This window comes from Dechloromonas denitrificans, from assembly GCF_001551835.1.
GTDB lineage: Bacteria > Pseudomonadota > Gammaproteobacteria > Burkholderiales > Rhodocyclaceae > Azonexus > Azonexus denitrificans.
In genome coordinates this window covers 45,299-70,040 of record NZ_LODL01000002.1, presented here as the reverse complement: position 1 = coordinate 70,040, position 24,742 = coordinate 45,299, and the positions used below count along the sequence as shown (strand labels likewise).

The following is a 24,742-nucleotide window of genomic DNA, read 5'->3' as shown; positions in this document are numbered from 1 at the left end:
TATCACGGTAGATCAAAGCCGGAATGCCAGCATTTTTTTCAAACATATTTGAAAAGTCTGTAGACAGTTGCAGGAGAAGCCCCTACAATGCGGGCCTTCTTCAGCGGCGGCTGTAGCTCAGTTGGTAGAGTCCCGGATTGTGATTCCGGTTGTCGTGGGTTCGAGCCCCATCAGTCGCCCCAGAATTCAACCCCCGAAAGTCGAAAGGCTCTCGGGGGTTTTCTCTTTGGAGTCGCCGCATGTTACCCGCCAACCTCCCCGCTGCTTTCCTGAATCTTGAACCGGCGGCGGTATGGGCGCAATTCGCCACACTTTGCGAGACACCGCGCGCTTCCAAGGCAGAAGGTCTCTTGCGCGACAAGCTGCAGCACTGGGCGGTGGCTCGCGGCCTGAGTGCTGCGGTGGACGCTGTCGGCAACCTGATTATCAGGAAGGCGGCGAGCCCGGGGCGCGAAAATGCCCCCGCGGTTATTTTGCAGGCCCATCTGGATATGGTTTGCCAGAAGAATGGCGAGAGCGCCCATGACTTTTCCCGTGATCCGATCTGCCCGGTGCTGCGCGATGGCTGGCTGATGGCCGAAGAGACGACGCTGGGCGCCGATAACGGCATCGGCGTGGCGCTGATTCTGGCTGCGCTGGAGGCGCCGGATCTCGTGCATGGACCACTGGAAGCGCTACTGACAGTTGATGAAGAGGCGGGCATGGGCGGTGCCCGCGGCCTGGCTCCCGGCATTTTGCAGGGGCGCCTGATGCTCAATCTCGATACCGAGGAATGGGGTGAGTTTTACCTGGGCTGCGCTGGCGGGCTTGATGTAAACGTCGAGCGACAGGGGCAGACCTCGCCGTTGCCGGCGGGTTTGCAGGCATGCCGGATCAGCCTGCGCGGTCTGCGCGGCGGGCATTCGGGCGTCAATATTCACGAAGAGCGGGGCAATGCCATCAAGTTGCTGGTTCGCGTGCTGCGCGAACTGGAAGCGGTATTCCCGCTGCGGCTGGCGGCGCTGCAGGGTGGTTCGGCGCGCAATGCGCTGCCGCGCGAGGCGAGCGCAATGCTGGCGCTGTCGGCTGAGGCGATGCAGGCGCTACCGCAATGGCTGGCGCAGATGCAGGCATCTTTGCGTCAGGAATTGCTCGGTGTCGAGCCCGGTCTGCAACTGGAGTTCTCAACAGCCAATAGTGCACAGGTCATGGCGCCGGCCGAGCAGGCGGTCTGGCTCGCTTCGCTGCACGCGGCGCCGCATGGTGTCTATCGGATGAGCCGGCAAGTGCCGGGTGTGGTGGAAACTTCCAATAACTTGGGGATGGTCGATTTGCACCCGAATGGTGGCTCCTGCAACTTTATGGTGCGCTCATTGCTCGATAGCGGTAGTACGGCGCTGGCCGACGAGATTGTCAGTCTGTTTGCGTTGAGCGGAACAAAGGCAGAGAAGGCGGGCTATTACCCGGGCTGGGCACCGAACCCGGAGTCACCACTGCTGGCGCTTTGCCAGTCGGTCTATCGGACCGAGTTTGCCGCCGACTCGACGGTGCAGGTGATTCATGCCGGGCTGGAGTGCGGCATCATTGGTGCCAAGTACCCGGGGCTGGATATAGTCTCGTTTGGTCCGACGATCCGTGGGGCGCATGCGCCGGGCGAGTCGGTCGAGGTCGCTTCGGTCGGTCGCTGCTGGCATCTGTTGCAGTCGATTCTGGCGGCAGTAAGCTGAAGCCATTCTTGCAGGGGAGTTCGCAATGAAGCGGATCGTTAACCTGGTGCTTCTTTTGTCGCTGGCGGCCTGCGGTGTCGAAACGGCAGGTACGGCGGCGACGGCTGCGGCACTGAAGAAACAGGAAGCGGACCAGGCCAAAAAGTCGATGGAGCAGTTTCAGCAAAAGCTCGATCTGGCAAACCACCAAATGCAGCAGTCGGCCGAGCAGGCGGGCGAGGCCGACAAGTAGCTGGTCGAGCTCGCCGATATCGCGAAGCGGGCCTGGCCCGCTTCGCTTTGCCGATCAGTCGGGCAGGTCGGCGGCGTGGAGCAGGAAGACGTATTCGTCGCCCGCCGCAGTATCCAGCCAGGTGAAGGGCAGGGTCGGGTAGGTGGCTTCCAGTTCGTCGCGGTTGTGGCCGATTTCGACGACGAGAATGCCGTTCGCCGTCAGATGCTTTTTGGCTTCGCGCAGGATGATGCGGGTGAAGTCGAGGCCGTCGTCGCCGGAACCCAGGGCCATTTCCGGCTCATGCAGGTATTCCGGCGGCAGGGCGGCGACCGATTCGGCATTGACGTAGGGCGGATTCGAGATGATCAGGTCGTAGCGTTTGCCATCGAGCTGGCTGAAGGCGTCGGACTGGATGAGCTCGACGCGCTCGGTCAGGTGGTAGTCGGCGACATTGCGCTCGGCAACGGAAATTGCATCTTTTGACAGGTCGACCGCATCAACCTGCGCTTCCGGGAAGGCGAGGGCGGTCAGGATGGCCAGGCAGCCGGAGCCGGTGCATAGATCGAGCGCCGACTCGACGGCCCAGGGATCGTCGATCCACGGCGTCAGTTGTTCCTGCAGTAGTTCGGCAATGAAGGAGCGCGGCACGATGACGCGTTCGTCGACATAGAAACGGTGCTCGCCGAGCCAGGCTTCATGGGTCAGGTAAGCGGCCGGCAGGCGGTCCTGGCTGCGCCGGCTGTAAATATCGAGCAGCATTTCGCGCTCATGCGGCAGCAGGCGGGCGTCGAGGAAGGGCTCAAGACGGTCGAGTGGCAGATTCAGAGTGTGCAGCGTCAGGTAAACCGCTTCGTCCCAGGCGTTGTCGTTGCCGTGGCCAAAGAACAGGCCGGCCGCGTTGAAGCGGCTGACGGCGTAACGGAGATAGTCGCGAACGGTGATCAGTTCGCTCTTGGCGGCAGTAGTCATGCGGTCAGGGTCTGTTCGAGAATGCGGCAGTAGATGGCGGAAAGCTTGGGCAGGGCGGCGACTTCGACGCATTCGTCGATCTTGTGGCTGGTCGCGTTGACCGGGCCAATTTCCAGCAGTTGCTCGCAGATTTCGGCAATGAAGCGGCCGTCGGAGGTGCCGCCGGTGGTCGAAAGCTCGGTGTCGATGGTGCAGATTTCGCGGATCGCCGTCGTCGCCGCATCAGCCAGCGGGCCGCGACCGGTCAGGAAGGGCTTGGCGCCGAGCGTCCATTTGATCTCGTAATCCAGCTTGTGCTTTTCAAGAATGGCGCCCAGGCGCTGCTGCAGGCCTTCCGGTGTGCTGGCCGTCGAGAAGCGGAAATTGAATTTGATTTCGACGTGGCCCGGGACGACATTGGTAGCGCCGGTGCCACCGTGGATGTTGGAGATCTGCCAGGTCGTCGGCGGGAAATATTCGTTGCCCTGGTCCCATTCGGTGGCGGCCAATTCGGCCAGCGCTGGGGCGGCTTCGTGGATCGGGTTGCGACCCTTTTCCGGGTAGGCGATGTGACACTGGATGCCCTTGACCGTCAGCACGCCGGACAGCGAGCCGCGCCGGCCGTTCTTGATCATGTCGCCCAGGGTGTCGACCGAGGTCGGTTCGCCGATGACGCAGAAATCGAGGCGTTCGCCGCGTGCCTTCAGAGCCTCGACGACGGCGATCGTGCCGTCGTTGGCGTCGCCTTCTTCATCGGAGGTGAGCAGGAAGGCGAGCGAGCCGGGGTGGTTCGGGTTGGCGGCGACAAAGGCTTCGCTTGCGGTCAACATCGCAGCGAGGGACGATTTCATGTCGGCCGTGCCGCGCCCGTAGAGCATGCCATTGCGGATTTCCGGGGCGAAGGGCGGCGAAGTCCATTTTTCCAGCGGGCCGGTCGGCACCACATCGGTGTGGCCGGCGAAAACGAACAGCGGCTTGGTTGTGCCGCGGCGTGCCCAGAGGTTGGTGACGCCGTTGCGGTTGATGAATTCGATGCTGAAGCCGAGGGCTTGCAGGCGCTCGGCGAACAGGTCGCAACAGCCGCCGTCTTCCGGGGTGACCGAAGGGCGGCCAATGATTTGTTGGGCCAGGTCTAGCGTGGGGTCTGACATCAGGGGTTGTCTTCGTCGGTATCGGAGAGGCTGAGCGTGAACTCCTTGAAGGAGGTGCCGCCCAGATTGGTGCTGTCGAACTCGAGCGCAATATCGCTCTTCTTTTCTTCGTGGCCGTTACCGGTGCTGGCCTCGGAGTTGTTGATCAGCCACGACAGATTGGTCGGCGAGTCGGCATTGGCCAGGGCCTCGTCGAGGGTAATGACCTCTTCGCGATAAAGGCGGAAGAGGTCCTGTTCGAAGGTCTGTGAGCCCGGGGCCAGGGTTTGCTCCATGGCGTCCTTGATCGCCTGCACTTCGCCGCGCTCGATCAGTTCGCTGATATGGCGCGTGTTGAGCATGATTTCACTGGTCGGGATGCGCTTGCCGTCCGGCTTCTTGACCAGGCGCTGCGAAACGATGGCGCGCATGGCGACCGAGAGGTCGAGGAAAAGCGCCGGGCGGTTCTCGATCGGGAAAAAGCTGATGATGCGGTTCAGCGCGTGATAGCTGTTGTTGGCGTGCAGCGTCGCCAGGCAGAGGTGGCCGGTCTGCGCATAGGCAATGGCCGCCTGCATGGTTTCCTTGTCGCGGATTTCGCCGATCAGGATGCAGTCCGGGGCCTGGCGCATGGCGTTTTTCAGGGCCGATTGCCAGTCGACCGTATCCATGCCGATTTCGCGCTGGTTGACGATGGATTTCTTGTGCTTGAACAGGAATTCGATCGGGTCTTCAACGGTCAGGATATGGCCGGAACGGTTGGCGTTGCGGTGATCCAGCATCGAGGCGATGGTCGTCGACTTGCCGGAGCCGGTGGCGCCGACGATCAGGATCAGGCCGCGCTTTTCCATGATCAGATCGGACAGTACCGAAGGCAGGCCGAGGCTTTCCAGCCCCGGTATGTTGCCGAGAATGAAACGGACGACGATGCCGATCGAGCCGCGCTGGCGGAAAATATTGACCCGGAAGTTGCCGACCTGCGGTACACCGAAGGAAAGATTCATTTCCCAGGTGCTTTCGAAGGTCTTGATCTGCTCCGGCGACATCAGTTCGTAGGCGATCTTTTCGATCATGTCGGGCAGCATCACCTGCTGGTTGACCGGCATGGTGTTGCCCTGGATCTTGATGTGGATCGGCGTGCCGGCGGAAATGAAAATATCCGAGGCCTGCTTTTCCGACATCAGGAGGAACAGTTTGTCGAGAATCATGGCGGGACGTCCGGGTCCGTGATGCGTTGATTAGGCGCGCAGCAGTTCGTTGATGCTGGTCTTCGAACGGGTCTGCGCATCCACCTTCTTGACGATGATGGCGGCGTACAGGCTGTACTTGCCACCATCCTTCGGCAGGTTGCCGGAGATCACGACCGAGCCCGGCGGGATGCGGCCGTAGGTGATTTCGCCGGTTTCGCGGTCGTAGATCGGGGTGCTCTGGCCGATGTAGACGCCCATCGAAATGACTGAGTTTTCGCCGACGACGACGCCTTCGACGACTTCCGAACGGGCGCCGATGAAGCAGTTGTCTTCGATGATGACCGGGCCGGCCTGGATCGGCTCCAGCACGCCGCCGATGCCGACGCCGCCGGACAGGTGCACGTTCTTGCCGATCTGGGCGCAGGAACCGACGGTGGCCCAGGCATCGACCATGGTGCCTTCATCGACGTAGGCGCCGATATTGACGAAGGAGGGCATCAGCACGGCGTTCTTGGCGATGAACGAACCCTTGCGCGCGAAGGCGCCGGGCACGACGCGGAAGCCGCCGGCCTTGAACTGCTCCTCGGTCCAGCCCTGGAACTTGGTGTCGACCTTGTCGTAGAAGCGGACGTCGCCGGCTTCCTGGACGCGGTTGTCGCGGGTGCGGAAGGAGAGCAGCACGGCCTTCTTGGCCCACTGGTTGACGACCCATTCACCGTTGATTTTTTCGGCAATGCGCAGCTTGCCGCTGTCCAGGTCGCCGATCACGGATTCGATGATCTTGATGGCGTCGGTAGATTGGGTGGAAAGCTCGGTGCGGCGTTCCCAGAGGTCGTCGATGGTGGCTTGCAGCGGATGGCTCATGAGGGGTTCTCTCTGTTTACAGTTGTTGTGCGAATTGACGGATACGGCTGGCCGCTTCGAGGCATTCGGCGAGCGAAGCAACCAGGGCGATACGAATGAAATTGGTGCCCGGATTGACGCCGTTGGCCTCGCGGGCGAGGAAGCTGCCGGGCAGCACCACGACATTATAGTGTTCGAGCAGACCACGGGCGAACTCGGTGTCGGCAATCGGCGTCTTCGCCCACAGATAGAAGCTGGCGTCCGGCATGCCGGTGCCGAGCACCTCGGCGATCAGCGGCGTCACGGCAGCGAATTTCTCGCGGTACTGATCGCGGTTGTCGAGAACGTGCGCTTCGTCGTTCCAGGCGGCGATCGAGGCGGTTTGCACCGGTGGCGCCATGGCGCAGCCGTGGTAGGTGCGGTAGAGCAGGAATTTCTTCAGGATCTGCGCATCGCCAGCGACGAAGCCGGAGCGCATGCCGGGCACGTTGGAGCGCTTCGAGAGGCTGGAGAACATCACCAGTCGCTCGTTCGAGCGGCCAAGCAGCTTGGCCGCCTGCAGGCCACCGATCGGCGGGTTGGCTTCGTCGAAATAGATTTCCGAGTAGCACTCGTCGGAGGCGATGATGAAACCGTACTTGTCGGAGAGTGCGAACAGCGTCTTCCAGTCGTCGAGCGACAGCACCTTGCCGGTCGGGTTGCCCGGCGAGCAGACGTAGAACAACTGGACGCGCGCCCATTCCTCTTCCGACAGTGCCGCGTAGTCGAAGGCAAAGCCGTTGTCCGGCAGGTTGTTCAGGAAGCGTGGCTCGGCACCCGACAGATAGGCGGCGCCCTCGTAGATCTGATAGAAAGGATTCGGACTGACGATCAGTGGAACATGGCCACGGCTTGGATCGATCACCGTCTGCGCGAAGGAGAAAAGTGCCTCGCGCGAGCCGTTGACCGGCAGGATCTCGGTTTCGGCATTCAATTCGAGGTCGTAGCGCCGCTGGCACCAGGCAGCGATGGCCTGGCGCAGGGCCGGGACACCTGCCGTCGTCGGGTAGTTGGCCAGGCCTTTCAGGCCGTGTGCCAGCGCGTCCATGATGAAGGGCGGCGTCGGGTGCTGCGGCTCGCCGATCGACAACTTGATCTCTTTATATTGCGGGTTCGGGGTGACGCCGGCGAACAGGGCGCGCAGCTTTTCGAAGGGGTAGGGCTGGAGTTGGGCGAGGTGCGGATTCACGTCGAGCGTCGAATGGGTGTAAAAATGTCGATTATCCCTGAAAACGCTTTCGCTGCCTCGTGAACAAACGCGCCTTTGCTGTCCTCCTCCTTGTCCCCGTTTTACTGGGCGCCTGTGCCTTCGGCTATCGGGCCACCGGCAGCCTGAGCGACGTGCCGGGCGAACTGCTCGGCAAGGGCTATCCGGGCAACCGGGGTGGCGGGCGTTTTTCCTTGAGCGATCGGGACGGGCGTCTGAGTTGCGATGGGCAGGCATTGCCCGCAAAGGCTTTACCGAATTCGGGCAATTGCGCCGACGATGCCGGTGAGGGCGAGGTGCTGTGCAGCGACGGGCGAAAGATTCCGGTGCGCTGGCAGGCGATCAGTTGTCGGGCATGGCGGGGGAGCGGCGTCGATGCCCAGGGCAACCGCCTGGAATTTCGCGTCGAGCGGCGCTAGTAAGGGATATGTTTTGGGTTGTCGGCCCACTCTTGCATTGGGCCGAGTGAATTCGGTAGCGGGTGATGTTCCATGACAATGCTGCGCGCCGAGAAATGGCGGCCCAGTTCGTCATACAGTTCGTCGTCGCAGAAGCCGATGGCCGCTGCCTCGGCCCGGCTGTTGGCGAAGACGATGCGCCCGATGCGTGCCCAGTAGGCGGCGGAAAGGCACATCGGGCAGGGTTCGCTGGAGGCGTAGAGGGTGCAGTCGGTCAGGTGGAAGTGACCGAGCGTGGCGCAGGCGCTGCGGATGGCATTGACTTCCGCGTGGGCGGTCGGGTCGCCGCTGCTGACGACGCGGTTCCAGCCTTCGGCAATGACTTTCCCGTCGTGCACGATGACGGCGCCAAACGGGCCGCCGTCGCCGTTGGTGCTGCCCTGGCGGGCGAGGTTGATGGCGCGGGCGAGAAATTGATCATCCGGATTCATGGCTGCCGATTCTCCGTGTGCCTGGCGTCGCGGCCCGAAACGGGCGGGCGCCATGTCATGCGTGTCTGCGATGCTATCATACGGCCCCCGTTGCGGTGCCGCCTGGCGCGCCGCCTGGCTTAATCCATGCGCCTGACCAAACTCAAACTCGCCGGTTTCAAATCCTTCGTCGATCCGACTGCCGTTGCCCTGCCCGGGCAGTTGGTCGGCGTCGTCGGCCCGAATGGCTGCGGCAAATCCAACATCATGGATGCCGTGCGCTGGGTGCTGGGCGAGTCGAAGGCGTCGGAATTGCGCGGTGAGTCGATGATGGACGTCATTTTCAATGGCTCCTCGAACCGCAAGCCGGTGTCGCGCGCTTCGGTCGAGCTGATTTTCGACAATTCGCTCGGCCGGGCGATGGGCCAGTGGTCGCAATACGCCGAACTGTCGGTCAAGCGCCTGCTGACCCGGCAGGGCCAGTCGGACTACTTCATCAATAACCAGAAGGTTCGGCGCAAGGACATTACCGATCTCTTCCTCGGCACCGGCCTCGGGCCCCGCGCCTACGCCATCATCGGCCAGGGCATGATCTCGCGCATCATCGAGGCCAAGCCGGACGACCTGCGCGTCTTTCTTGAAGAGGCGGCCGGTGTCAGCCGCTACAAGGAGCGCCGCAAGGAAACCAACGGTCGACTGGAAGATACCCGTGAAAACCTGTTGCGCGTCGAGGATATCCGGCTCGAACTGGGCAACCAGATGGAGCGCCTGGAGTCGCAGGCCGAAGTGGCGCGGCGCTACCATGCGCTGAACGAGCAACTGGTCCAGCGCCAGCAGATCCTCTGGCTGCTGCGCAAACGGGAAGCGGAGGCCGAACGCCAGCGTCTGTCGCTGGAAGTCGAGCGGGCGACGACTGAGCTCGAAGCGCAGAGCGCCGCCTTGCGCGAGACCGAGGCCCGGGCCGAGGAAATGCGCGAGACGCATTTCGCCGCCGGTGACGCCCTGCATCAGGCGCAGAGCGAGATGTACGCAGCCAATGCCGAAGTCGCCAAGCTGGAAGCGGAAATCCGCCACCGCCGCGAATCGCAGCGCCAGCTGGAAACCCGGCTCGCCCAGCTGGAAGGCGAACTGGCCCAGTGGTCGGCGACGGCGGAAAAGTTGGCCGAGGACCGCCTGCGCTGGGAGGAGTTGCAGGAAATCACCCGCCTGCGGGTCGAGGAAGCCGAAGAGCGCCTTGATCAGCAGATGAATATCGCACCGCAGGTCGAGGAAAGCCACGCCCAGGCGCAGGAGGAACTGCAGCGGCTGAAGGCACGCACGGTCAATGGCGAGCAGAAGCTGGAAGTCGAGCTGACCAACAAGTCGCATGCGCAGCGGGCGCTGCAGGCCATCGTCCAACGCCGGGAACGCCTGCGCGACGAGGCGGGCGGGCAGGATGCGCCGGACGCGATGGATCTGGCCGAGAAGGAAGAGGAGCTGGCGCTGCTGCGCGAGGAACTGGCCGGCGATCAGGACCACCTGCAACAGTTGCAGCACGAGTTGCCGCAACTGGAAGCCTCGCGCCGGCAAGTGCAGGAGGAATTGCAGCGTATCGAGCGCGAACTGGCGGCCGGCCAGGCGCGCCGTGCCGCGCTGGAGCAAATGCAGGCGCGGACGCAGCGGAGCGGCAAATTGCCCGAATGGCTGCATCGTCACGGCCTCGATGCCGCCTTGCCGCTGTGGCAGCAGATCCATGTCGAAGCAGGCTGGGAATCGGCGGTCGAGGCGGTGTTGCGCGAACGTTTGAGCGCCATTGCCTGCGACGATCCGGCCAAGCTCGACGAATGGTTACACGACCGGCCGGATGCCCGCTTGAGCGTCGTCTTTCCGCCGGCGACGGATTTTGCTCCTGACAGCACGTCCACCGCCGGTAATCTCGGCCAGCAGGTGCGTTGCGACAAACCGGCGCTGGCCGCCGTGCTCGCCGACTGGCTGGGCGGCGTGCGCACGGCCGAGAGCCTTGATGCGGCACTGGCTGTGCGGGCCGACCTGCCGGCCGGCGTCGCGTTGGTCACCAAGACCGGCGACATCCTGACCCGTTCCAGCCTGACCTTCTTCGCGCCCGACAAGAGCGAACACGGCCTGCTCGAACGCCAGCGCGAAATCGAAGCGCTGGCCGAAGGCGTCGCCGCTTTCGAGGAAAAGGCCGAGGGCATTCGCGAGCAACTGGCCGTGCTCGACGAGCAACTCGACGACAAGCGCGAGGAAGTCACCGAAACCCGCCACTACATCACCGACCGCCAGCAGCGCGTGCACGCCGTGCAGCTTGAAGTGCTCAAGCTGAGCCAGGCCATCGAGCGTTATCGCGAACAGAAGGAGCGTCTGCAGGAGCAGATGGCCGAACTGGCCGAGGAAGAGGAAAGCGAGCGCGAGCGCGACATGTCGGCCGACGAGCGAATCGCCGAGATCCGCGACGGCCTCGGGCGGATTCGCGTGCTGGTGGCCGGGGCGCAGGCCCGGCTGGACGAAGCCGAGCGGGCCGTGCGCGCCGAGCGCGAGCGTAATTCGGACTACGATCGGGCGCTGCGCGAGGCGCAGTTCTCGCTGCGCGAGTCGGAAAGCAAGTTGCAGGACATCTTTGCCCAGCAGGCCACCGCCCAGCGCGAGTTGAACCGGATCGAGAAGGACCGGGCGCAGTGCGCCGAACAGGTCGAAGCAGCGCCGCCGGATGTCATGGAAGACAACCTGCAGGCGGCGCTCGAATTGCGTCAGGAAAAGGAAAAGGCGCTGGCCGAGAAGCGCGATGCGCTGGAGGCGGCGACCAACGGTCTGCGCGGCCTGGAAGAGCAGCGCCTGAAGATCGAGCAGAGCCTGGAGCCGCTGCGCGTCCGGATTGGTGACCTGAAGCTGAAGGAGCAGGCAGCGGCGCTGAATACCGAGCAGTTCGCGCAACAATTGCTGGAAGCCGGGGCCGACGAGGAAGCCCTGCTGCCGGAGCTGGGCAATGCCCGGCCGGCCAGCCTGCAGGGCGAAATCACCCGGCTCGGCAACGCCATTGCCGATCTCGGTGCGGTCAATCTGGCGGCGCTGCAGGAACTGGAAACGGCGACCGAGCGTAAGGGCTACCTTGACATGCAGGCGGCTGACCTCAACGAGGCGATGGAAACCCTGGAAAACGCTATCCGCCGCATCGACCGCGAGACGCGCGATCTGCTGCAGAGCACGTTTGACACGGTCAACGGCCATTTTGGGCAACTTTTCCCCGAACTGTTCGGCGGCGGCAGGGCCGAGTTGGTGATGACCGGTGAGGAAATCCTCGATGCCGGCGTCCAGGTCATCGCCCAGCCGCCGGGCAAGAAGAATTCGACCATCCATTTGCTGTCCGGCGGCGAAAAGGCGCTGACGGCGATTGCGCTGGTCTTCTCGATGTTCCAGCTCAACCCGGCGCCGTTCTGCCTGCTTGACGAGGTCGACGCGCCGCTGGACGATACTAATACCGAGCGTTTTTGTGGCATGGTGCAGAAAATGTCCGCCAATACGCAGTTCCTATTCATTTCCCATAATAAAATCGCCATGGAAATGGCCGAGCAACTGGTCGGCGTGACGATGCAGGAATCCGGCGTTTCGCGGGTCGTGGAAGTGGATATCGAAGAAGCTTTGAAGATGAGGGATGCGGCGTAAATGACCGAACTCCAGATGGGATTGATTGGCTTGGGCGCGGCGGCGGTGGTCGGCGTGTTCGCTTACAACAAATGGCAGGAATACCGCCATCGCAAACTGGCGGAAGCCGTGCTCAAGCCGCATCACGACGATGTGCTGCTTGGTGACGGGCCGAAGGCAGCGCCGGTAGCGCCAGAACGCAGCGAGCCGGAAATTCGTCTCGATGAACCGGTGGCGGCCGAGCGGGTCGAGCCCGTCTTTACCGATCCCAATCCGACATTGCCGTCCGACGATTTCGTCCCGGCGGTCGAGGAAGTGGAGGCGGAGTTGGAACAGTCCCACGAAGCCGAGCCAGCTTGTGCACCCGAGCCCGAACCCCTGCCCGAACCGGAAGCGCCGGCCATGCCCTTGCGCAAGGCAGTACGCAGCACGCCGCCGGCCGAAGCCGTCGAGGAGCTGCACGATGTGCCGGCCCCGCCAGTACCGCCGGAACTGCTCGATCCGCGGACCGAGTTCATTGTCGCCATGGAACTGGTCGAGCCGGTTTCCGCGCTGCAGATCCTGCATTCTCAACGCGATGTGCTGCATCGCCTGAACAAGCCGCTGCATTGGGTCGGTTTCAACGAACGGACCCGTGAATGGGAGCGCCTCAGCTCCGACCATGATCTGCACTTGCGCCGCTTGCGTGTCGGCCTGCAACTGGTCAACCGGATGGGGCCGGTTTCCGAGGGCGATCTGACCATTTTCACCAACGCAATCCGGGCCCTGTCCGATGAACTAATGGCGGTGGCCGATATGCCGTCATCGCGCGTACTCGATCAGGCGGCGGAAATTGATCGCTTCTGCGCTGCGGTCGACCTCGAAATCGGCATCAATCTGGTCAGCCGCGGCAGTGCATTTTCCGGCACCAAGATCCGCGCACTGGCCGAAGCGGCCGGCATGGTGCTCGGCATCGACGGCCTGTTTACCCGCTACGACGATGAAGGTCGCGCCCAGTTCAGTCTGCAGAATTACGAAAGCACGCAGTTCACGGCCGATACCGTGCGCACGTTGACGACCCATGGCCTGACATTCCTGCTCGATGTGCCGCGCGTCGATCACGGCGAGCGTGTCTTCCAGCAGATGGCTGAACTAGCCAAGCGTTTTGCCGATACCTTGAACGGCGCTCTGGTCGATGACAATCGCCAGCCGCTGTCGGATGCACAGCTCGACCATATCCGTCGCGAATTCATCGGCAAGCCGCAGGCAACGATGCTCGGCTTCGGCTTGCCCGCTGGATCGGCCCAGGCTCGGCGCCTGTTCTCCTGATGGCGGTGCCGGTCCCGGAGGCGCAACGCGCCGCCCAGTTGCGCGCCGACATTGAGGCGCACAACCATGCCTATTACGTCCTGGATGCCCCGACAATTCCCGATGCAGAGTTCGACCTGTTGTTTCGTGAATTGCAGGTGCTGGAACAGCGATATCCCGAACTGCTGACTGCCGATTCGCCGACCCAGCGGGTTGGTGGGCAGCCCTTGGCGAAATTCCAGCCGGTCCGGCACGACGTGCCGATGCTGTCGATCCAGACCGAGACCGACACCGAGTCGAGCGGTGCGTTGAATTTCGATGCTCGTATCCGGCGCGAGCTGGAATTGCCGCCCACAGCGCCGGCCATCGAGTACGCAGCGGAGCTCAAGTTCGATGGCCTGGCGATCAGCTTGCGCTACGAGAACGGCGTGCTGGTGCGCGGTGCGACGCGCGGCGACGGCGTGACCGGCGAGGATGTTACGCAAAATCTGCGCACGCTGCGCCAGATTCCGCTGCGCCTCGCGGGTGATGCGCCGCCACTGCTCGAAGTGCGCGGTGAAGTCTATATGCGGCGCGATGATCTCGAACGCTACAACGCGGCGGCCTCCGCGCGTGGCGACAAGACCCTGGTCAATCCGCGCAACGGCGCGGCAGGCAGCATCCGCCAGCTCGATCCGGCGATCGCCGCGAGTCGGCCGCTATGTTTCTTCGCCTATGGCCTTGGTGCAGTCGACGGCTGGGAAATGCCAAAAACCCACGCTGGCGTGCTCGACGCGCTGGCCGCCTTCGGCCTACCGGTTTGTGAACATCGCGCCGTGCTGGCGGGGGGCGAGGCGCTGGCCGCCTTCCACCGCCAAATCGCGGAATTGCGGGGGCGGCTGCCGTTCGACATTGATGGTGTGGTGTACAAGGTGAATAGCCTGGAACTGCAGCAGCGCCTGGGTTTCCGCTCGCGCGAGCCGCGCTGGGCGGTGGCACATAAATATCCGCCGCAGGAGGCGTTGACCGTGGTCGAGGCGATCGACATCCAGGTTGGCCGGACCGGGGCGCTGACGCCGGTGGCGCGGCTGGCGCCGGTTTTCGTCGGCGGCGTCACGGTGACCAATGCGACGCTGCACAACGCTGACGAGGTCGAGCGCAAGGGCGGTATTTGCGTGGGCGATACGGTGATCGTGCGCCGCGCCGGCGATGTCATTCCCGAGGTGGTCGGCGTCGTCGCCGAGCGCCGGCCGGCCGATGCGCAACCTTTCGCGATGCCCGACGCCTGCCCGGTCTGCGGCGCACACGTCGTGCGCGAACCGGGCGAGGCGGTGACCCGCTGCTCCGGCGGTTTTGCATGCAGCGCCCAACGCATCCAGGCGATCCTGCATTTTGCCGGGCGTCGTATGATGGATATCGAAGGCCTCGGCGAGCGTTATGTCGAGCGTCTGGTCGAGTTTGGCTACGTGCATGGCATCGCCGACCTCTATCGCTTGAAACTTGACGATCTGCTCGAAATGAAGCGGCGCGCCGACGAGCGTGACGGCAGCCTGCCCGAAACGGTCAAGGCCGGCCAGGTGCCGACCCGCTGGGCCGAAAACCTGCTCGACGGCATTGCCGCCAGTCGGCGGCCGAGCTTGGCCCGACTGTTGTTCGCACTGGGTATCCGCCACGTCGGCGAGTCGACCGCCAAGACGCTGGCCGACTGGCTGGGTAGCGTCGAGCGTGTGCGCCGGGCTCCGGCGCCGCTATTGGCGGTGCTGCCGGATATCGGCGCGACGGTGGCGGCGGCGATTGCCGATTTCTTCGCTGAGGAGCGCAATGTGCAGGCGGTCGACGAGCTGCTGCGCCCGGAAATCGGTGTCGCACCGGCCGACGAGCACCCGCCGCGGCCCGCCTTGGCCGAACGCTTGGCCTGGAGCGAACTGTACGCGGTGCTCGGCGTGCCCCGCTTGACGCCGGTGCGGGCCAAGCAACTGGCCAACGTGATCGACGGGGCGACGCTGGCGGCGCAGGGGATCAATGGCGCCGCGTTGTCGAGTGCCGGCATTCCCGGCGAGCTCATTACTGCGCTCAGCGACTGGTTGCAGGCACGCGGCAACCGCGGCTTGCTGGCGGCGGTGGCGACTCGTCGCGACGAACTCTTGGCCGCACTGCCGGCGGTGACCGCTCAGGAAGCCCTGGTGGCCGCGCTGGCCGGCAAGACCCTGGTGCTGACCGGCACGCTACCAACCCTGAAGCGTGACGAGGCGAAGGCGATGATCGAAGCTGCCGGCGGCAAGGTGGCCGGTTCGGTATCGAAGAAAACCGATTACGTGGTGGCTGGCGAAGAAGCCGGTTCCAAGCTGGAAAAGGCAGTGGAACTGGGCGTGATGGTCATCGACGAAACAGAATTGTTGAAATTGCTGGAAGAGGAAGATAAATAATGAAAAAAGTCAGAAAGGCCGTATTCCCGGTGGCCGGCATGGGCACACGTTTCCTGCCGGCGACCAAGGCCAGCCCGAAAGAAATGCTGCCCATCGTCGATAAGCCGCTGATCCAGTATGCGGTCGAGGAAGCGGTGGCGGCCGGTATTACCGACATGATTTTCGTCACCGGTCGTTCCAAGCGCGCCATCGAGGACCATTTCGACAAGGCCTACGAGCTGGAATCGGAACTGGCGGCACGCGGCAAGGACGAGATGCTGGAATTCGTCCGCAACATGATTCCGAAGAACATCAACTGCATCTATATCCGCCAAGCCGAAGCGCTTGGTCTCGGCCATGCCGTACTGTGCGCCAAGCCGGTGATCGGCGACGAGCCGTTTGCCGTGCTGCTCGCCGACGACCTGCTCGATGGCGACAAGGTGCCGGTGATGAAGCAGATGACCGACACCTTCGACTACTACCGCTGCTCGGTGCTCGGCGTGCAGGATGTGCCGCGGGCCGACACCAAGAGCTACGGCATCGTCGATGCGCGCAGCGTGGCCGATCGCCTGGAACAGGTGAATGCCATCGTCGAAAAGCCGAAGCCGGAAGAGGCGCCGTCGACGCTGGCCGTCGTCGGGCGCTACATCCTGACGCCACGCATCTTCCACCATCTGGAAAATATCAAACCGGGTTCCGGCGGCGAGATTCAGTTGACCGACGGCATCGCCTCGCTACTCTCCGAAGAGCAGGTGCTGGCCTACCGTTATGCCGGAACCCGCTACGATTGCGGTTCCAAGCTGGGCTATCTGCAGGCGACGGTCGTTTTTGGCCAGCGCCACCCGGAAGTCGGCCCGGCCTTCGATGCTTACCTGAAGACGCTGGGGAACTGATGGACGAGAAAAAAGCCCGCAAGCTGCTGGCCGAGGCCGAGCTTATTCACTCCGAAGCAACGGTGCAGGAGGCATTGACGCAGGTGGCTGGTCGCATTCGCGGCCAGTTGGCCGACAAGAATCCGCTGGTCCTCTGCGTGATGACCGGCGGCGTGATCTTCTGCGGTCAACTGCTGCCCAAGCTCGATTTTCCGCTCGACTTCGATTACCTGCACGCTACCCGTTACGGCCCGGAAACGCAGGGGGGCAAGATTTCCTGGCGGATGGCGCCGTGGACCTCGGTCAAGGGGCGTAGCGTGCTGGTCGTCGACGATATTCTCGATGAGGGCGTGACGCTGGCTGCGGTCAAGGAAAGCCTGACGCGCCTCGGCGCCGCCGAAGTCTTGCTCGCCGTCTTTACCGACAAGCTGAATGGCAAGGCCAAGCCCATTTCGGCCGATTTCGTCGGGTTGACCGTACCGGATCGCTTCGTCTTCGGTTACGGCATGGATGTCGATGGCGCCTGGCGCAATCTGCCGGCCATTTACGCCATGAAGGAAGACTGATGAGCGGGGCAACGGTTGCCGAGTTCCTCGGCTACTGGGAGGCCGAAGGGCTGAACTACGTCCGCCGCGGCGACTACGAATGGATGGCCGGGCTGGTCCCCGGGCAGCGGGTGCTGGAGATTGGCTGCGGCGTCGGTTACGCGACGCAGGCCCTGGCCGCCCGCGGCTTGCAAGTGCTGGCGCTGGATTCGCTGGCCGAGTGCCTGGCGGCGACGCAGGCCCGTGTCGCCGATCCGGCGGTGCAGTTGCTGCAGGCCGAGGTCACGGCGCTGACTGGCGAACAGCGGGCCCAGCTTGAAGGCTTCGCGCCGGATACGGTGGTCTGCTGGTTGATGGGCGCGCCGGCCGAGGTCACCGGTGCCGCGCCGAGCGATGCCGGGCAGGCGGTGGTGGCTTATCGCGAGAAAATCCACCGCGCCGTCGCCGAACTGGCGGCCAGCCTGCCCAGCGTACAGGCGTTGCATTTCGTCGACCGCACGGTGATTCCCTGGCAGGCCAAGGATATCGGCCGCGATACGCTGGTCGGCTATCACGGCGGCAAGACGCTGCGCGACCTGCCATTCACTGCCGAACGCCGGCATGCCTTGTATCGCAAGCTTGACGACAATACGCTGGCGATGAGCAAATTCCGCAATTCACACCCGTCGTTGAAGAACGTCGTGCCGGTGCTGGCTTCGTTGCTGGCCGAAAGGAAAAAATAAAATGTTGGCAATCATTGGCGGCAGCGGTCTGACGACGCTGTCCAATCTCGATGTTTCGCACCGCGAGGTGGTCCGTACGCCGTTTGGCGAAGCCTCCGGCGCGGTGGTCTTCGGTGAAATCTGCGGCAAGCCGGTGATGTTCCTGCCGCGCCACGGCTACGGTCACACCATTCCGCCGCACATGGTCAATTACCGCGCCAATCTGTGGGCGCTGCATCATCACAAGGCGGTCGGCGTCATTTCCGTCGCCTCGGTCGGCAGCATTCGCAGCGACCTGCAGCCGGGCGACATCGTCCTGCCGCATCAGATCATCGATTACACCTGGGGCCGGAAATCGACCTTTTTCGACGGCGTGGCCAGCCCGGTGACCCACATCGACTTTACCGAGCCCTACGATGCCGAATTGCGGGAACGGATTCGCGAGGCCGCCGAGGCGCTGGCCATCGATGTCAAGGTCGGTGCCGTCTATGGCGCGACGCAGGGACCGCGTCTGGAGACTGCCGCCGAGATCAATCGCTTCGAAAAGGATGGCGTCGACGTGGTCGGCATGACCGGCATGCCGGAAGCGGCGCTGGCCCGTGAGCTGAATTTGCCCTACGCGGCGATCAACGTTGTCGCCAACCATGCCGCCGGTCGCGGCAGCAGTGCCAACGGCATTCGTTTCGAGAGTCTGGAAGTGGTCCTGCATGAAGCGATGGGCCGCGTGCGCAGTGTCATCGAAGGGCTGGTCGGTTGTCAGAACAACTGCCCGCCGGCGGCTTCGGTTTAAGCGCAGAACCGGCCAGAAATCGAGGTTTTTGGCCGGTTGACCGCAGGACTGCCGGGGTGGCCCGGCAATCCTGCCCGGATCAGATTTTCAGCTGATCCATCAGCTCCGTTTCCAGGCGGATGCGGCTGGCACTTTCGTTCAGGTCGCCACCGCTGATCAGGAAAACGTCTTCGGCCCGCTCGCCGAGCGTGGTGATCTTGGCGGTATGCAGGTTGGCGTGGTGCTCGGCCAGGATGTTGGCGACGGCGTAGAGCAGGCCGGGGCGGTCGGCGGCGATCAGCGACAGGATGAAATGCGTGCCGCGCTCGTCGCCGCGGATGCTGGCTTCCGGTTTGATCGGGAAGTGCTTGACCTGGCGCGAGAGGCGCCCGGCGGACGGCGCTTCCGGCGGCGTCTGGTGTACCAGGCGATGCTCCAGTTCGTGTTCGATGTAGGCGACCATCTCGCGATTGTTGTCGCGTTTCTCGATGTCGAGGACGACGAAGCTGTCCAGCGCGTAGCCGTGGGCGGTGGTGTGGATCTTGGCATCGACGATGCTGTAGCCGGCGCGGGCGAAGAAGCCGACGATGCGGGCGAAGAGGTCGGGCTGGTCCTGCGTGTAGACCATTACCTGCAGGCCTTCGCCATCCTGATGCAGGCGGGCGCGGACGACCGGCTGGTTGTTGAAGATCCGGTAATGCAGCGAGCGCGTGTGCCAGGCGATTTCCTCGGCCGAGTGGCGCAGGAAATAGACCATGTCGAGCTGTTTCCACAGCCGTTCATGGACGGTGTCGGAGAGCGCGAAGAAGCGGAGCAGGCGCATCGCTTCGGCCTGGCGTTCGGCGATGATGCCGTGCGGGGCGGGGGCTTCTTTCTGTTCGAGATAATGCTGGGTCTGGAAGAAGAGGTCGGCCAGCAGCTTGCCCTTCCACTGGTTCCAGACTTTCGGGCTGGTGCCGCGAATATCGGCATGGGTCAGCAGGTAGAGGGCCTGCAGATGGCGCAGGTCGCCGACCAGGCGGCTGAAATTGCTGATCACCTCGGGGTCGGTCAGGTCTTCCTTCTGGGCGACCTGTGACATGACCAGATGGTTGCGGACCAGCCAGACCACCAGTTCGGTATCTTGCGTACTGAGGCGGTGTTCCTCGCAGAACACGCGGGCGTCGGCCGTGCCAAGTTCCGAATGGTCGCCGCCGCGGCCCTTGGCGATATCGTGGAAGAGGGCGGCGATATAGAGCAGCCAGGGCTGGTCAAACTCGCTCATGACCCGGGCGCACAGCGGGTACTCGTGCGCGAACTCGCTCATCGTGAAGCGGCGGATGTTGCGCATCACCTGCAGGATGTGCTGATCGACGGTGTAGACGTGGAACAGGTCATGCTGCATCTGGCCGACGATGCGGCCGAAATTGGGCAGGTAGGCGCCGAGGATGTCGAGCTGGTTCATCCGGCGAAATTCGTGGACGACACCGCGCGGGCTCGTGAACAGCCGGATGAAGGCCGCCTGGTTGGCCGGGTCGGCGCGGAACTCCGGTCCGATCCGGTCGCTGGCCCGCCACAATGCGCGCAAGGTGCGGGCAGTCATGCCATGCAGTTCATGGCTTTCCTGCATGGCCAGGAAACTGTCGAAAATGGCCGAGGGTTTGCGTTCGAACAGTTTCTCGTCGCGAATGTCGAGCAGGTTACCGACCGACTGGAAGTCCTCGTCAAGCACCTGCGGCACCTGCTCGCTTTCCGGCGAAAGGGCGGCACCCATGTTCTGCAGCAGGATGGTGTTGATCAGCGTCACCGCCTTGGCGTTGCGGTAGTAGACCTGCATCAACTGTTCGGAGGCCCGCCGGGCATCGGTCGAGACAAAGCCGAAGCGTTCGGCCAGCGTGTTCTGGTAATCGAAGAGCAGGCGGTCTTCGCGGCGACCGGCCTGCAGGTGCAGCCGGATGCGCAGGTGACGCAGGAATTCCTCGCAACTCTCGGCCAGCGTGATGCCCTCATGGGTCAGGATGCCGCTCTGGTGCAGTTCATGCCAGGTGCCGCCGTAGCCGGCGGCCTTGGCAATCCAGAAAATGACCTGCAGATCGCGTTGACCGCCGGGCGAGTCCTTGCAGTTCGGCTCCAGGCTGAACGGCGTTTCGTTGAAGCGCAGGTAGCGCTCCTGCTGCTCCAGTTTCTTGGCTTCGAAGAAAAGCAGCGGGTCGAGGTTGCCGTGCAAGCGCTTTTCGAAGGTGGCAAACAGCTTTTCGTTGCCGGTCAGCAGGCGCGCTTCGAGCAAGGCGGTTTGCACCGTGATGTCGTTGCTGGCTTCCTCCAGGCATTCCTGGATGGTGCGGACGCTATGGCCGATTTCAAGGCCGATGTCCCAGAAGTGGCCGATCAGCGTTTCCAGTTTTTCCTGCAGGGCCGGGCAGGCCTCCTGTGGCAGCAGGATCAGCAGATCGATGTCGGAGGAGGGGAACAGTTCGCCGCGGCCGTAGCCGCCAACGGCGGCCAGTGCCAGGGTGGCGGGAAAGTCGAGCGATGTCCACAGCTTGCACAGGACCTCATCGACGCCGGCGCTACGCCCGCGGAGCAGGGCGCAGGCATCGCCGGTACGCTCGTACTCCTGTTGCAGCTTGAGCTGGCGCTCCTTGACCTCGGCGCGCAGCGCCGCCACGTTGCCGATCATCATTTGATCCAGTCAGGTTTTGGGCGACAATTGGCCGACAGGGTCATCACTTCATAGCCGGTCTCGGTGACCAGGATCGTGTGTTCCCACTGCGCCGAGAGGCTGCGATCCTTGGTGACGATGGTCCAGCCGTCGGCCATCTCGCGAATGGCCGCCTTGCCGGCGTTGATCATCGGCTCGATGGTAAACATCATGCCTGGCTCCAGCTTGGGGCCGGTGCCGGCCTTGCCGTAATGCAGGACCTGCGGGTCTTCGTGAAATTTCTTGCCGATGCCGTGGCCGCAAAATTCACGTACCACCGAGTAGCCGTTCTTCTCGGCATATTTCTGGATGACGGCACCAATGTCGCCCAGGTAGGCGCCGGGGCGAACGACCGAAATGCCCAGCCACATGCACTCGAAGGTGATTTCACACAGACGCTTGGCTTGAATCGAGCCTTCGCCGACGACGAACATCCGGCTGGTGTCGCCGTGGTAACCATCCTTGATCGTTGTGATGTCCAGATTGATGATGTCGCCGTTCTTCAGGGCGCGGTCGCCGGGTACGCCGTGGCAAACCTGCTGGTTGATCGAGGTGCAGATCGATTTTGGATAGGGGTCATATCCGGACGGCGCGTAATTGAGCGGTGCCGGGACGCAGCCTTGGACATTGACCATCAGGTCGTGACACAGGCGGTCGAGTTCTTCCGTGGTGATGCCGGGTTTCACATAAGGCTCGATATAGTCGAGAACCTCGGCGGCGAGGCGCCCGGCGACGCGCATTTTTTCGATTTCTTCAGGCGTCTTGATCGTGATGCTCATGGCTGTTCTGTTCTGCGTTGGAGAGGGGCAAGGATAAATGATGGCCCCTGTTTCTCAAAGCCGGGCCGAGCGGGATGGCATACTTGCCGTCTTACCGGTTTTCGATGCAGGAATGGGTGATGAGTATTCTTCTCCTCGGCAAGGATGGTCAGATTGGTTGGCAATTGCAGCGTTCGCTGGCGCCGCACGGTCAGGTCGCTGCCGTCGGGCGTGCTGCCTGCGATTTATCCGATGCCGATCAGATTCGTTCCCTGGTGCGTGATCTCAAGCCCGCGGTGATCGTCAATGCGGCGGCGTATACCGCGGTGGACAAAGCCGAGTCTGAGGTAGAGAAGGCGTTCCGCATCAATGCCGTGGCGCCGGGGATTTTGGCTGAAGAAGCGGCGCGGCTTGGCGCCTTGCTCGTCCATTATTCGACCGACTACGTTTATGATGGCACCAAGGTTACGCCCTATCTGGAAGGCGATCAGACCGGGCCGCTTTCCGCGTACGGCCGCAGCAAATTAGCCGGCGACGAGGCAATTCGTGCGGCCGGCGGCAAGTCGCTGATTTTCCGGACTAGTTGGGTCTTTGGCGCGCGGGGCGGCAATTTCATCAAGACCATCCTGCGCCTGGCCCGGGAAAAGGAGGCGCTCGACGTGGTCGCCGATCAGTTCGGTTCGCCGACGCCGGCCGCCTTGGTCGCGACAGTGACCGGCGTGGTGCTGGCCATGGTGCGGCGCGGTCAACTGCTCGAAAAGGGCGAAAACCGGCTTTATCACCTGGCTGCGGCGCGCCCGGTCAACTGGCATGCCTTTGCGCAGACCATTGTCGGTTTGGCATCGGCGGCGCCCGGCTTCAATCTTCGTTTGCGGCCGGCGGCGATTCGGCCGATTGCCAGTGGCGAATATCCGAGCGCGGCCCGCCATCCGTTGAATTCCCGGCTCGACTGCGGCCGTCTCGAAAACGATTTCGGATTGCAGATGCCGGACTGGCAGCCTTATCTCGAGCGCATGCTACAACTGCTCGCACTTAAGCAAAATGGTTACTGAGCCTGCCAACAGGCTTTTTAGTTGCCCGTTCTGCTGCTATAATCCGGCGGTTTTTCTCGGTCATGTCGACCGAAATAAACGGTTGCGTGCTTGATGCGCGCAATCAATCCACACATCCGCCGATTAAGGGTGTTCGCCAGAATTCAATAATGGCGTGCGTTTCCGGCGGGTGGCGGTTCAACCCTTAAGGAGTTTTAGTATGTCCGTTACTATGCGCGAAATGCTGGAGGCTGGTGTTCACTTCGGTCACCAGACCCGTTTCTGGTCCCCCAAGATGGCCCCGTACATCTTCGGTGCTCGCAACAAGATTCACATCGTCAACCTCGAAAAGACCCTGGCCAAGTACAACGAAGCCATGGCTTTCGTGAAGAAGCTGTCGGCCAATCGCGGCAACATCCTGTTCGTCGGTACCAAGCGTCAGGCCCGCGAAATCATCGGCGAAGAAGCTGTTCGCGCCGGTGCGCCGTTCGTTGATCAGCGTTGGCTGGGCGGCATGCTGACCAACTTCAAGACGGTCAAGACCTCGATCAAGCGCCTGAAGGACATGGAGCTGGCTGTTGAAGCCGGTGATCTCGAGCGCATGCCGAAGAAAGAAGCGCTGACCTTCCGTCGCGAACTGGAAAAGCTGCAAAAATCCATCGGCGGCATCAAGGATATGGCTGGTCTGCCGGACGCCATCTTCGTCATCGACGTCGGTTACCACAAGATTGCCATCACCGAAGCTGAAAAGCTCGGTATCCCGGTTATCGGTGTGGTCGATACCAACCACTCCCCGGACGGTGTTGCTTACGTGATCCCGGGTAACGACGACTCTTCCCGTGCTATCCAACTCTACGCCCGCGGTGTGGCCGATGCCATCCTCGAAGGTCGTAGCCAGGTTGTTCAGGAAATTGTTGCGGCCGGTGGCGACGACGAATTCGTCGAAGTCCAGGAAGAAGCTGCGCAATAAGGTTGTAACGGCGGAGCGTCAAGCTCCGCCAGTTCTATAAGTTCAGGAGATTGAGTATGGCGGCAATTACCGCAGGCATGGTGGCAGAACTGCGCGGCAAGACCGACGCGCCTATGATGGAATGCAAGAAGGCCTTGACCGAAGCTGATGGCGATATGGCCAAGGCCGAGGAAATCCTCCGCGTCAAGCTGGGTAACAAGGCCTCCAAGGCCGCGGCCCGAATCGCAGCTGAAGGCATCGTTGCAATCAGCATTTCGGCTGATGGCAAGACCGGTGCCATGATCGAAGTCAATAGCGAAACCGACTTCGTTGCCAAAAACGACGAATTCATTGCGCTGGCCAACGGCTCTGCCGCACTGGTTGCCACCAATAACCCGGCTGACGTCGCTGCGCTGTCGGCGCTGCCGATGGGCGAAGGCACGGTCGAGTCGACCCGTTCGGCACTGATCGGCAAGATTGGCGAGAACATGACCATCCGTCGTTTCGTCCGCTTCGAAGCCAAGGGCAAGCTGCAGTCCTACATCCACGGTGGTGCCAAGGTTGGCGTTGTGGTCGACCTGGTTGGTGGCGACGAGCAACTGGGCAAGGATCTGGCGATGCACATTGCCGCTTCCAAGCCGAAGGCGCTGGACGCTTCCGGTGTTTCCGCCGAATTGCTCGATACCGAGCGCCGCGTCGCCATCGAGAAGGCCCGGGCTGACAACAAGCCGGAAGCCATGCTCGAGAAGATTGCCGAAGGCACAGTTCAAAAGTATCTGAAGGACGTGACCCTGCTGGCTCAGGTCTTCGTCAAGGCTGAAGACGGCAAGCAAACCATCGAACAGCTGCTGAAGGCGAAGGGCGCTTCCGTCGCCGGCTTCTGTCTGTTCCTGGTTGGCGAAGGCATCGAGAAGAAGGTTGACGACTTCGCTGCTGAAGTAGCCGCCCAGGCTGCTGCCGCTGCTGCCAAGAAGTAATCAAG

The 24,742-nt window shown here is 62.7% G+C and carries 21 protein-coding genes and 1 tRNA gene; 14 read left to right on the top strand and 8 right to left on the bottom strand.

Going from position 1 to position 24,742, the window contains the following annotated elements; translation table 11 throughout:
• Positions 1 to 106 precede the first annotated feature (106 nt).
• From AT959_RS00305 to AT959_RS00295, 3 genes are all read left to right on the top strand, one after another.
• Positions 107 to 182: transfer RNA gene (locus tag AT959_RS00305), tRNA-His, on the top strand.
• Between the two features lie 57 nt (positions 183 to 239).
• Positions 240 to 1,706 carry an aminoacyl-histidine dipeptidase gene (locus AT959_RS00300; RefSeq protein WP_066879206.1) on the top strand — a complete coding sequence of 489 codons (1,467 nt, stop codon included), beginning with the start codon at positions 240 to 242 and terminating at the stop codon, positions 1,704 to 1,706.
• A gap of 25 nt (positions 1,707 to 1,731) precedes the next feature.
• Positions 1,732 to 1,938, top strand: coding sequence for a hypothetical protein (locus AT959_RS00295; RefSeq protein ID WP_066879203.1), 207 nt, complete (start codon positions 1,732 to 1,734; stop codon positions 1,936 to 1,938).
• Positions 1,939 to 1,992: 54 nt separating this feature from the next.
• Here AT959_RS00295 and prmB read toward each other — a convergent pair whose 3' ends face one another.
• The 5 genes from prmB to dapC are packed head-to-tail and all read right to left on the bottom strand — an operon-like array spanning position 1,993 to position 7,259.
• Positions 1,993 to 2,889 (bottom strand): 50S ribosomal protein L3 N(5)-glutamine methyltransferase, encoded by an 897-nt coding sequence (prmB, locus tag AT959_RS00290; RefSeq protein ID WP_066879200.1) that lies wholly within the window; start codon positions 2,887 to 2,889, stop codon positions 1,993 to 1,995.
• Complete coding sequence (dapE, locus tag AT959_RS00285; RefSeq protein ID WP_066879197.1) at positions 2,886 to 4,019, bottom strand: succinyl-diaminopimelate desuccinylase; 1,134 nt, start codon at positions 4,017 to 4,019, stop codon at positions 2,886 to 2,888. The genes prmB and dapE overlap by 4 nt, the downstream gene beginning before the upstream one ends.
• Entirely contained in the window at positions 4,019 to 5,206 is a 1,188-nt protein-coding gene (locus tag AT959_RS00280; RefSeq protein WP_066879194.1) for a PilT/PilU family type 4a pilus ATPase, read from the bottom strand. Before AT959_RS00280 ends, dapE begins: the two co-directional genes overlap by 1 nt.
• A 30-nt stretch (positions 5,207 to 5,236) precedes the next feature.
• On the bottom strand, positions 5,237 to 6,052 hold the full coding sequence (gene dapD, locus AT959_RS00275) for a 2,3,4,5-tetrahydropyridine-2,6-dicarboxylate N-succinyltransferase (protein ID WP_066879191.1): 816 nt from the start codon (positions 6,050 to 6,052) through the stop codon (positions 5,237 to 5,239).
• Positions 6,053 to 6,068: 16 nt separating this feature from the next.
• Positions 6,069 to 7,259 carry a succinyldiaminopimelate transaminase gene (gene dapC / locus AT959_RS00270; protein WP_066879189.1) on the bottom strand — a complete coding sequence of 397 codons (1,191 nt, stop codon included), beginning with the start codon at positions 7,257 to 7,259 and terminating at the stop codon, positions 6,069 to 6,071.
• A gap of 59 nt (positions 7,260 to 7,318) precedes the next feature.
• Between dapC and AT959_RS00265 the strand changes: the two genes are divergently transcribed.
• Positions 7,319 to 7,696 (top strand): hypothetical protein, encoded by a 378-nt coding sequence (locus tag AT959_RS00265; RefSeq protein ID WP_066879188.1) that lies wholly within the window; start codon positions 7,319 to 7,321, stop codon positions 7,694 to 7,696.
• Here AT959_RS00265 and AT959_RS00260 read toward each other — a convergent pair.
• Positions 7,693 to 8,166 carry a nucleoside deaminase gene (locus AT959_RS00260; RefSeq protein ID WP_066879185.1) on the bottom strand — a complete coding sequence of 158 codons (474 nt, stop codon included), beginning with the start codon at positions 8,164 to 8,166 and terminating at the stop codon, positions 7,693 to 7,695. The genes AT959_RS00265 and AT959_RS00260 overlap by 4 nt on opposite strands.
• 126 nt (positions 8,167 to 8,292) lie before the next feature.
• On the opposite strand from AT959_RS00260, the gene smc reads away from it, so the two are divergent.
• Genes smc through AT959_RS00225 form a run of 7 tightly spaced genes read left to right on the top strand, consistent with a single transcriptional unit; the run spans position 8,293 to position 18,363 of the window.
• A complete protein-coding gene (smc, locus tag AT959_RS00255; RefSeq protein WP_066879182.1) occupies positions 8,293 to 11,805 on the top strand; it encodes a chromosome segregation protein SMC in 3,513 nt (1,170 codons plus the stop codon).
• Positions 11,806 to 13,092, top strand: a complete 1,287-nt coding sequence (locus AT959_RS00250; RefSeq protein ID WP_066879179.1) for a cell division protein ZipA C-terminal FtsZ-binding domain-containing protein — start codon at positions 11,806 to 11,808, stop codon at positions 13,090 to 13,092.
• Complete coding sequence (gene ligA, locus AT959_RS00245) at positions 13,092 to 15,476, top strand: NAD-dependent DNA ligase LigA (RefSeq protein WP_066879176.1); 2,385 nt, start codon at positions 13,092 to 13,094, stop codon at positions 15,474 to 15,476. Before AT959_RS00250 ends, ligA begins: the two co-directional genes overlap by 1 nt.
• A complete protein-coding gene (gene galU, locus AT959_RS00240) occupies positions 15,476 to 16,348 on the top strand; it encodes a UTP--glucose-1-phosphate uridylyltransferase GalU (protein WP_066879173.1) in 873 nt (290 codons plus the stop codon). The genes ligA and galU overlap by 1 nt, the downstream gene beginning before the upstream one ends.
• The gene (locus tag AT959_RS00235) at positions 16,348 to 16,893 is read left to right on the top strand and encodes a hypoxanthine-guanine phosphoribosyltransferase (protein WP_066879171.1); all 546 of its coding nucleotides are present in this window, start codon (positions 16,348 to 16,350) and stop codon (positions 16,891 to 16,893) included. The genes galU and AT959_RS00235 overlap by 1 nt, the downstream gene beginning before the upstream one ends.
• Positions 16,893 to 17,594 (top strand): class I SAM-dependent methyltransferase, encoded by a 702-nt coding sequence (locus AT959_RS00230; RefSeq protein WP_066879168.1) that lies wholly within the window; start codon positions 16,893 to 16,895, stop codon positions 17,592 to 17,594. Before AT959_RS00235 ends, AT959_RS00230 begins: the two co-directional genes overlap by 1 nt.
• Position 17,595: 1 nt before the next feature.
• Complete coding sequence (locus AT959_RS00225; protein ID WP_066879165.1) at positions 17,596 to 18,363, top strand: S-methyl-5'-thioinosine phosphorylase; 768 nt, start codon at positions 17,596 to 17,598, stop codon at positions 18,361 to 18,363.
• A gap of 79 nt (positions 18,364 to 18,442) precedes the next feature.
• Here the strand turns inward: AT959_RS00225 and AT959_RS00220 are convergent, their stop codons facing one another.
• A complete protein-coding gene (locus AT959_RS00220) occupies positions 18,443 to 21,004 on the bottom strand; it encodes a [protein-PII] uridylyltransferase (protein WP_240481642.1) in 2,562 nt (853 codons plus the stop codon).
• Positions 21,001 to 21,801 carry a type I methionyl aminopeptidase gene (gene map, locus AT959_RS00215; RefSeq protein WP_066879162.1) on the bottom strand — a complete coding sequence of 267 codons (801 nt, stop codon included), beginning with the start codon at positions 21,799 to 21,801 and terminating at the stop codon, positions 21,001 to 21,003. The genes AT959_RS00220 and map overlap by 4 nt, the downstream gene beginning before the upstream one ends.
• Before the next feature lie 119 nt (positions 21,802 to 21,920).
• On the opposite strand from map, the gene rfbD reads away from it, so the two are divergent.
• The 3 genes from rfbD (at position 21,921) to tsf (ending at position 24,737) form a co-directional block, all read left to right on the top strand.
• Positions 21,921 to 22,832, top strand: a complete 912-nt coding sequence (rfbD, locus tag AT959_RS00210) for a dTDP-4-dehydrorhamnose reductase (protein WP_066879472.1) — start codon at positions 21,921 to 21,923, stop codon at positions 22,830 to 22,832.
• A gap of 199 nt (positions 22,833 to 23,031) precedes the next feature.
• Complete coding sequence (gene rpsB, locus AT959_RS00205) at positions 23,032 to 23,781, top strand: 30S ribosomal protein S2 (RefSeq protein ID WP_066879159.1); 750 nt, start codon at positions 23,032 to 23,034, stop codon at positions 23,779 to 23,781.
• A gap of 56 nt (positions 23,782 to 23,837) precedes the next feature.
• Positions 23,838 to 24,737 carry a translation elongation factor Ts gene (gene tsf, locus AT959_RS00200; RefSeq protein ID WP_066879157.1) on the top strand — a complete coding sequence of 300 codons (900 nt, stop codon included), beginning with the start codon at positions 23,838 to 23,840 and terminating at the stop codon, positions 24,735 to 24,737.
• Positions 24,738 to 24,742 lie beyond the last annotated feature (5 nt).